The 7485-nt window shown below is 59.2% G+C and carries 7 protein-coding genes; 1 reads left to right on the plus strand and 6 read right to left on the minus strand.

The features are described 5' to 3' along the window. Positions 1-327: IS66 family transposase (locus BOO71_RS14460; RefSeq protein WP_139322954.1), on the plus strand; the 327-nt coding region annotated here is incomplete at its 5' end. A gap of 305 nt (positions 328-632) precedes the next feature. Here the strand turns inward: BOO71_RS14460 and BOO71_RS14465 are convergent. From BOO71_RS14465 to BOO71_RS28380, 6 genes are all read right to left on the minus strand, one after another. Next, on the minus strand, positions 633-2273 hold the full coding sequence (locus BOO71_RS14465; RefSeq protein WP_075833592.1) for an ISL3 family transposase: 1641 nt from the start codon (positions 2271-2273) through the stop codon (positions 633-635). Between the two features lie 273 nt (positions 2274-2546). Further along, positions 2547-4178: an ABC transporter transmembrane domain-containing protein gene (locus BOO71_RS14470; protein WP_083653448.1), complete on the minus strand. Its 1632-nt coding sequence runs from the start codon at positions 4176-4178 to the stop codon at positions 2547-2549. Then, positions 4175-6859 carry a class III lanthionine synthetase LanKC gene (gene lanKC / locus BOO71_RS14475; RefSeq protein WP_075833594.1) on the minus strand — a complete coding sequence of 895 codons (2685 nt, stop codon included), beginning with the start codon at positions 6857-6859 and terminating at the stop codon, positions 4175-4177. Before lanKC ends, BOO71_RS14470 begins: the two co-directional genes overlap by 4 nt. Positions 6860-7025: 166 nt before the next feature. After that, entirely contained in the window at positions 7026-7130 is a 105-nt protein-coding gene (locus tag BOO71_RS28370; protein ID WP_217694900.1) for a class III lanthipeptide, read from the minus strand. Between the two features lie 62 nt (positions 7131-7192). Then, the gene (locus BOO71_RS28375) at positions 7193-7297 is read right to left on the minus strand and encodes a class III lanthipeptide (RefSeq protein ID WP_254843170.1); all 105 of its coding nucleotides are present in this window, start codon (positions 7295-7297) and stop codon (positions 7193-7195) included. Positions 7298-7359: 62 nt separating this feature from the next. Further along, positions 7360-7464, minus strand: coding sequence for a class III lanthipeptide (locus tag BOO71_RS28380; RefSeq protein ID WP_254843171.1), 105 nt, complete (start codon positions 7462-7464; stop codon positions 7360-7362). Positions 7465-7485 lie beyond the last annotated feature (21 nt).

Here is a 7485-nt window from a genome sequence, read left to right on the forward strand (position 1 = left end):
CAGCAGGGTGAGTCTCTCACCCTGCGCTTGGATCATCTGCTTGACCGTTCCCCCCTGAAGACCAAGACCAATGAGCGATTGAGACGGGGTTTCCTGGAACAGCATCGTCAAGGCCGCTTGCTGCACTTCTTGATCGACCCAGAAATTCCGCCCACTAACAACGCCGCAGAGCGTGCCCTGCGGAGCGTAGTGATGGCGAGGAAAGTCTCTCAGTGCAGCAAAAATCTGTTGGGGGCTACCACCTACACCCGCATCAAGAGCGTGGTGGAAACGGCCCGCCTGCGGGGCGAGGATCCCGTAGCCGTGCTGATGGCCCTTCGGCGCTAATCAGATACGCTGCGCCGCCACCACGCGGTGCGCCAGCAGGCGCTTGCCTGTATGTGGGTCACGGCGTTGGCGGTACGTTTTGCGGCGCTTGATGGCTCTCCTCCCGTGCCCGTCACTTCACCTGCCAGTCGGCCACCGATTTGGGGGCAGCGTGGTGGTCTTGAGTCGCCCTGGAATAACAGCCTGCCCTAGACGAGAGGGCGACCCATATTATGCCCTCGGGCAAGGGACCAGATCTTAAGACAGTGGGTGGGGGCTGATGTTGTTAGGGTTTGGTGGTTCTTGCACGCTTTTGGTGCATGCGGTTATCCCGAAAGGACACGGAGTCGCAGGAGATCAAAGCCTGCCCGGCCATACATTGGCCGCTTGATGGTCTTCAGCCGGTTGACCGCTCCTTCTGTCGGGCCGTTGCTGTAAGGAAGGGTTAGCGCTGCGAGCAGCGCTGACCCTTCTCGCTGAAGACCTTTGGCAAAATTAATCAGTTCGGTCAGCCCACTGGCCTGAACCTGCTCGGCCCAGGACGGGTAGCTCTCACCGTGACGGGTACGAAGCATGGTCCGGAACGAGTGGACGAGTTCCTGGGCCTGGCGAAGTGGCGCACAGGTTTGGAGCCGTTTGATGAGTCCCTGCTGGTCTTCCTCAACATCTTCAGGAAGCGAAAACAGCAGCCAGGATGCTGCTTTCACTGTCAGCGACGATGCTGAGCTGCTTTGTCCAACTTCAGAACGTCGATTTCTGAGGGCAGACGTTCTGAATGGGCCGGGCGTCGTCGGTGTAGGAACCTCCCGTCGCTCCTGGGCCCACAGAATCACGCGGCGCTTTGAACCCGCATAGCCCGCTTGAACGAGGTCACGGTACAGCTGGCTGGCATTCCGGCAGCCAGCCTCCCAGCGCTCAATCAGGATCGTTTGAAACGGCGTGAGGATCCCAGCGGGCCGGGCATGCCGCCGCCGACTGACCTGTCCCTGGCACCGAATGGCCCGGTGAACAGTCGCCCGGTGGACGCCCGTCGCTCTGACGATGGCCGCGATACTGTGCCCTCGCTGAAATTGGGCGTACAGCTTGGCATATTGCGCTTGTTTCTGCACAGTGACGTCCTGACTCGATTGTTCGGCTGAGTGAGAGCAAAGGGGGAGCACGGTGTGCTCCCCCTCCAGGACGAGCGCCAGCTTCATCTCCTTCTGATACCGCTGAACTTGGCGTTCCAGCGCTTCCCGAAGGTTCTTGACCAGATGCCAGCGGTCCAGAACTTGCTGGGCCTGGGGCGCACCCTCAGTCAGTCCCCGAGCATATTCGGTGGACCGGTCCCTCGTCGCCAGCTCAAGCTCAGGATGGTCCCGGAGCCAGTGGGCCAGTGTCGTGGCCGTCCGATCAGGGAGGACTTCGACCGGCTGACCGGTCTCCAGATCAATGATCAGCGTGCCGTAAAGCGAACCACGCTTGAAGGCAAAATCGTCGACACCGATGTACTTGAGGGGCTTTATCCGTGGCACAGGGGTCATGCGACGCATGACCCGCAAGTACGTGGTGCGAGAACGGTGAATGCCCCAGGTTCGCCCGATACGCCGACCGACGCTCGCCCCGCTCTGAAGCGCTGTTCCTTGAAGGGTACCGGTGAGCCGCTCAGTCATCCGTGCCGACCGCAGCGCAACGCCGTCAAGGCGCTCACAAAACACCTGTCGGGGACAGGTACGTTCTCGACAGCGAAACCGCCGGACACAGAGTTGAAATTGAACACCCTGACCAAAGCATGGCAAGTCGGCCAGCGTTCTCGGGTAGTGGCTGTGAAGACTGGTGGATACCGTCTGGCAGCAGGGACATGCCGGCTGGCCCCCAGAAGTTCTGGCAGAAACGATCAGATGCTGATCGTTTCCCTGCGAGATCGAGAGGATGGTGAGTGCGCTGTCTGGAAAGAGCGCTGCGGAAAGCAGCTCGAGATCAATCATCCCTCATAACATCACGGGTAGACGAGGATGCACCAAAAGTGTGCAAGAACCACCAAACCCTTGACAGATCATTGCTGGAGCGCTGCAAAAAGCGGAGGCAAAAACCTCCCAGTGTGAACGGACAACAGGATACGGCGTGTCGAATATGACTCCGCCGCCTCTGCCCCTTGAATCGCTGCGCTGCTCGCCCCCGGATTTTGGTGGCCTCCAGAAGCGTCTCCAGTGGACAAATAGAAAGCGCCACCAAAAGGGGGCGCTTTCTATTCATTTCTGTCACGCCATCAGGGGGGCCATGACTGCGTCTACAGGACCCATCCGCCGGGAACCCTCGGGGCGAATCTCTACTTCCAGGCTCCCAGCTACCACTTCGGCCACAATGTCGAACTTTGAAAGAACATTTGCCGAATCATGCATGATAGCCAGCACGGTTTTCCCCTGGGTATGCTCCATGATCATTTCAAGCGCCTGAACTTGCGTTGCGTCATCAAGATTGGCAAGTGGTTCGTCGAATACGTACAGTTCCGCAGGCTTTAACAATGTCATCATCAGGGCGAATTTCTTGCGTTGTCCCAGCGACAGTTCGTCATAGCGTGCATTCATCAGGGGCAACAGACCCAGCGGCTCGGCCATAGCCTGTACGTCATGACCATCAAACTGGGTGGTCAGGTCCTTCAGAGGGAGTGCTGGGAAAACCACAGGCTCGACCAGACCACTCACGTCCTTGACACGGCTGACCGAGCCCTGCCGAAGTGGAAGAAGGGACAAGGCCGTCAGGGCGAGTGTGCTTTTCCCAGCACCGTTGGCTCCCCGAATCAGAACGCGGCTGCCGCTCGGAACATCCAGATTCACTCCCGTCAGTGTGGGGACTTCGCCCTGTCCGAAAGCGGCGTTCTGCCACGTGATGGCCTGCCCTGGTGCTGGAATTGGGAGCGGAGGCTGCACCTCGTCCGCCTGGTCAAGCATGTCCGCCAACCGCCAGATGTTTGACCGCAGTATCTGCACATCTGGGAGGAGATCAATCAGCGTCTGCACGGCGCTAACGGCCATCCAGTACGCGGTCATGTAGGCCATCAGGCTGCCCAGCGTCAGGGAGGTCGTCATGACTGCGTAGCCACCCAGCATCAGCACGAGCAATTCCGCAATACTGAGTGTGATTCGGCTCAAGGTGCCGTACTTCCCGGACCGGTACCCGAGCGTATACACAGCGTCCAATCGCCGATCAACGGACCGCATCAGTTGCTGAAGAGCCAGCCCCTCGAAACCAAACATCCGTACAGTTCGGTATGAACCTATGGCGGCCGAGTGTACTTCCTGCTGTGCAGCGGTGTTCTCCTGCACATCATTGGCATCCTGGTGGAGTCGGGCCGCGAAGTGCCGTGCGAGCAGGAGCAGTGCGGGCGTGATGATCAGCAGCACACTGGTCAGTTGCCAGGACAAGATCAGCACGGTCACCACCGCCGTCACCAGAATCATGACGGCCCGGAGCAGCTGCACTCCTGCACTGACGGCAGGGGTCACCGTATTTTCCACTTCACTCATGGTGCGGGCGACGAAGTATCCGTCACTGTGCTTCGCCACGGACGCTGGGGGCAGGCGGAAATACCCCGCCACCATCCGCTGTGTGAGATCCGCACTCAGGCGATTGGTCAGTCGCTGCTGGTACTGTCCACACTGGAAGTCCCACCACCGCAGCAGACTGAACACGATTAATGAGGCGGCGGCGATACCCACCAGCCAGTCCAGACGTTTTTGAGCCACGGCCACGTCGAAGATCAGGCGTGTGGCCAGTGGATTAAGGGCCGTCATGAGGAACGCGATGGTCCCCGTCCAGAGCAGGGCCAGAACGTACTGGCGGGTATGTGGGCCGATCATCAGGGCCCAGTCCGCTTTCCAGGCCCGCTTCATGCCCGCGCCCCTTCACGCCCGAGCAGGACAGCATCGGGGAAGAGTGGATTGCCGGTCTGATGTGCCAGGCGGTGCAGGAACAGGGCGATCCCACTGCTGCCACTCCCCAGATCCGTACTGATGCGGTGCAGGTAATCACCTGGGAAGGTCAGCCCCTGCTCTTTTTTCACACTGAACAACAGGATTCCGCGGGCTGTTCGGTGCGCGTCTTCGAGGTACGACGGATCCCCGAGGAACTGTGCGGCGTCCAGAAGGGACATGCCCAGACCAGCCAGTCCCATAAAGAAGCCTGGGAACACGCTGTATTTCGCTGTGGTGGCCAGCCGAATCCGGTCCGCCTGGTTGCGATACGCAGGATCGCGGGTGACGTGGTAGTAACGCGCCACCGCACTTCCCACACCGGCGCTGCCCGTCAACCAGTACGGGTACAGAATGGCCCCGTCCGGTTGATCGGAAAACCCGAGTGCGCCGCCTTCCAGCTCTCGCCCGTGCGACAGATCTTCAGCCAGCGCCGCTTCCCCAAGCCGCAGGTACCGCGCCTCGCCCGTCACGCCATGCAGGTACAGCAAGAAGAGCGCCACGCCGCTGTAGCCGTACCCAAGCCCCACTTCTTGTGGCCCAAACTCAGGCCACGACACCTGGTTGCCTGACCACTGTGCGGACGCTTCCAGGATGTCTCCGACGCGCCTGGCGTCCTGGAGATAGGTGTCCTCTCCCCATTGCAAGAACAGCATCAGGCTGGCCAGACCAAAACCGCTCGCGCCACCGTGGAGGTGTACGCGGGCGTACAGGTGATCATGCCGACGGGCCAGCTGATAGGCACGCTCGGCAGCGCGCCGCTCACCCATGCTGGCCAGGCCGACGGCGATCCCCGCCAGCCCACTAAATAGACCCGGTGAGGTGGTCGCTGCCAGCGGCTGCTCCCGAATCCACTGACGAACGTCCTGTGGCACCTGTCCCCGGACGACCTGCAAGACGGCCGCTACCCCCAGGGCCCCATGGTCCAGGCTGAGACCGTGGGCCAGTTGCGGCGCGGCTGGAAACAGACGATCTTGACGGTGGAACTCTGCCGTTTTGACTGTATGGTGCAGGGTACTCAGGACGGTGCGCTGCAATTGCTCGTTTGAAAGTGGCTGCGGCACCGTCAGAATGCCTGGACGGCCGGCCACTCCACTCCAGTCCTCTAACCGGGCGATCAGTGCCTCCAGCTTCAGCGTGCCGCCTGAGCCGAGCAGTTGCCGAATGACAGATACGAACGGATCCGGCAAGCCGAAATCCTGAGTGAATTCAGTCAGGAACACGTCAAGTGCATCAGGTTTGACATTGGTCAGAACAGCCACCGGCAGCAACATGCTGAACAGCAGCGCCCCAAGAGCGTAATGATCATCGGCCACGTCCATGTATGACCTGCCATTACGTCCCGGACGGTCAAATCCTGGTGTAAACATATTGATTTCGGGATCCACACCCGCTTCAGCAGCTCCCTCGAAGTCAATCAACCAGGCTCCGGTGCAGCGGCCGTCTTCCACCGAAACCAAGACGTTGTTCAGGGAAAGATCGCCAAAGACCACGCCACGTCCATGAAGGACATTCACGGCCCGTATGACCGCCAGCGCCACAGAGCGCCACAGGTGCAACCACGCGTTCAGCTCTTCGGGCTGATGAGCGGTGCGGATGACAGGACTGTGCTTTCCAGTGAACTCGTGGAGCGATATCCCCGTCAGAAACGTTTGAACCAGGAAGGTATGCTCCCACTCTGAAAACAGTTCGATGGGTTCGGGAGTGACGTCTGAACCGCTCAGGAGCGTGAGCAGTCGGTGTTCTTTGCGCAACTGTTCAACAGCGTCCTGTCCAGAAACACTGGAGTTCACGTGAGGTCTGGCTTCCTTGACCACAACGGTCATTCCGGTGGTGTGATCGACTGCTAGGTATACGCCACCCGAATTCGAGTAATTCAGGACCTGCTGAATCTCATATCGCCCATGTAAGAGACTGCCTTCTTCTTCCGGCTCTTCAGCCTGAAAAGGGTCATTCAGCCAGTCGGGCACCTGAAAATGAGGCGTGCGTTCATCGACTTCCAGGCCCAGATCAGGACGAATCAGGTAAGATGTCAGTTGACCGTCCGGATCACGCCGGATGATGGGCGTAAAGCCTCCATAACGGTAGTACAGCACTGCACAGTCCCGGAAACGGCGATCGGAAAGAATGTAGGGACCGTCAAATCCCTGCAATTCGGCGTACAGCTTCTCCAGGAGGGCCTGCGCTTGCTCCTCGTCACGAGGATACAGCGTCATGAATTTGCCGCTGGAGCCGCGGGCACAGCCCTTCCCCAGGAGCAGGGACAACACGAAGGGATCACTGGCGAATTTGAATGGAACGCGTGCGTCACTGCATGTTCGGGTCACCCTCTCCAGGATTTCAACCGCGTTTTTATGCGTGGCGGAGACGTGAATTTTCCAGCCCTGCATCGGCACGTCAGCGCCGATGGGCTGCGCGTGCGTCCAGAATGATTCACGCACAATCCGGGTGGTCAGTGGAAGCTGCCGTTGTGCAGCGGCCACAAACTCTTCACTGGGCTGATACCGCTCAAAAGGTTCATAAAATTCCGAGCGGAGATGAAGATGACGAACAACCTGCTGGAAATTAAAACGTGCGGGGGTAAGGTTCGCGCCACTGGTCATAAAGCCTCCTGGTCTCGTTAAGGTTTCTCTTATTGGGGGATAAAAAAAGGGGCGCAATTGCGCCCCTGGTTGTGGTTAATCCGAATTGGCATACGCCGGCCGGATAGGGACGTAGGTTTGGACGTATTTCAAGACGTCCTGCACGCGCACGCTGGTCATCACGCCTTCAGGCGAACTGGTTGCTGCCGCAGTGGTTGCTGATGGTGCTCCAGCTGCCGGCACGGTCGGTGGACGTAGGACGCAGGGCCTGCATGTTCAGAACTTGTTTCATGGTTCACTTCCTTTTTGAATGGAGGCTTGGTGGGGAACTTCAGGCGGTCAGCTTCGGGAACTTCAGGACAGCTGGTTGCTACCGCAGTAGTTGCTGATGGTGCTCCAACTCCCGGCGCGGTCAGTGGACGTGGGACGCAGGGCCTGCATGTTCAGAACTTGTTTCATGGTTCACTTCCTTTTTGAATGAGGGCTTGGTGGGCAACTTCAGGCGGTCAGCTTCGGGAATTTCAGGACAACTGGATGCTGCCGCAGTAGTTGCTGATGGTGCTCCAACTCCCGGCGCGGTCGGTGGACGTGGGACGCAGGGCCTGCATGTTCAGAACTTGTTTCATGGTTCACTTCCTTTTTGAATG

The sequence above is a fragment of the Deinococcus marmoris genome (genome assembly GCF_001949125.1).
Lineage (GTDB): Bacteria > Deinococcota > Deinococci > Deinococcales > Deinococcaceae > Deinococcus > Deinococcus marmoris_A.

Coding starts and splice junctions, on each gene's coding strand:
- BOO71_RS14465 (WP_075833592.1), bottom strand. CDS start 2,273: ATGATTGATCTCGAGCTGCTTTCCGCAGCGCTCTTTCCAGACAGCGCA.
- BOO71_RS14470 (WP_083653448.1), bottom strand. CDS start 4,178: ATGAAGCGGGCCTGGAAAGCGGACTGGGCCCTGATGATCGGCCCACAT.
- lanKC (WP_075833594.1), bottom strand. CDS start 6,859: ATGACCAGTGGCGCGAACCTTACCCCCGCACGTTTTAATTTCCAGCAG.
- BOO71_RS28370 (WP_217694900.1), bottom strand. CDS start 7,130: ATGAAACAAGTTCTGAACATGCAGGCCCTGCGTCCTACGTCCACCGAC.
- BOO71_RS28375 (WP_254843170.1), bottom strand. CDS start 7,297: ATGAAACAAGTTCTGAACATGCAGGCCCTGCGTCCCACGTCCACTGAC.
- BOO71_RS28380 (WP_254843171.1), bottom strand. CDS start 7,464: ATGAAACAAGTTCTGAACATGCAGGCCCTGCGTCCCACGTCCACCGAC.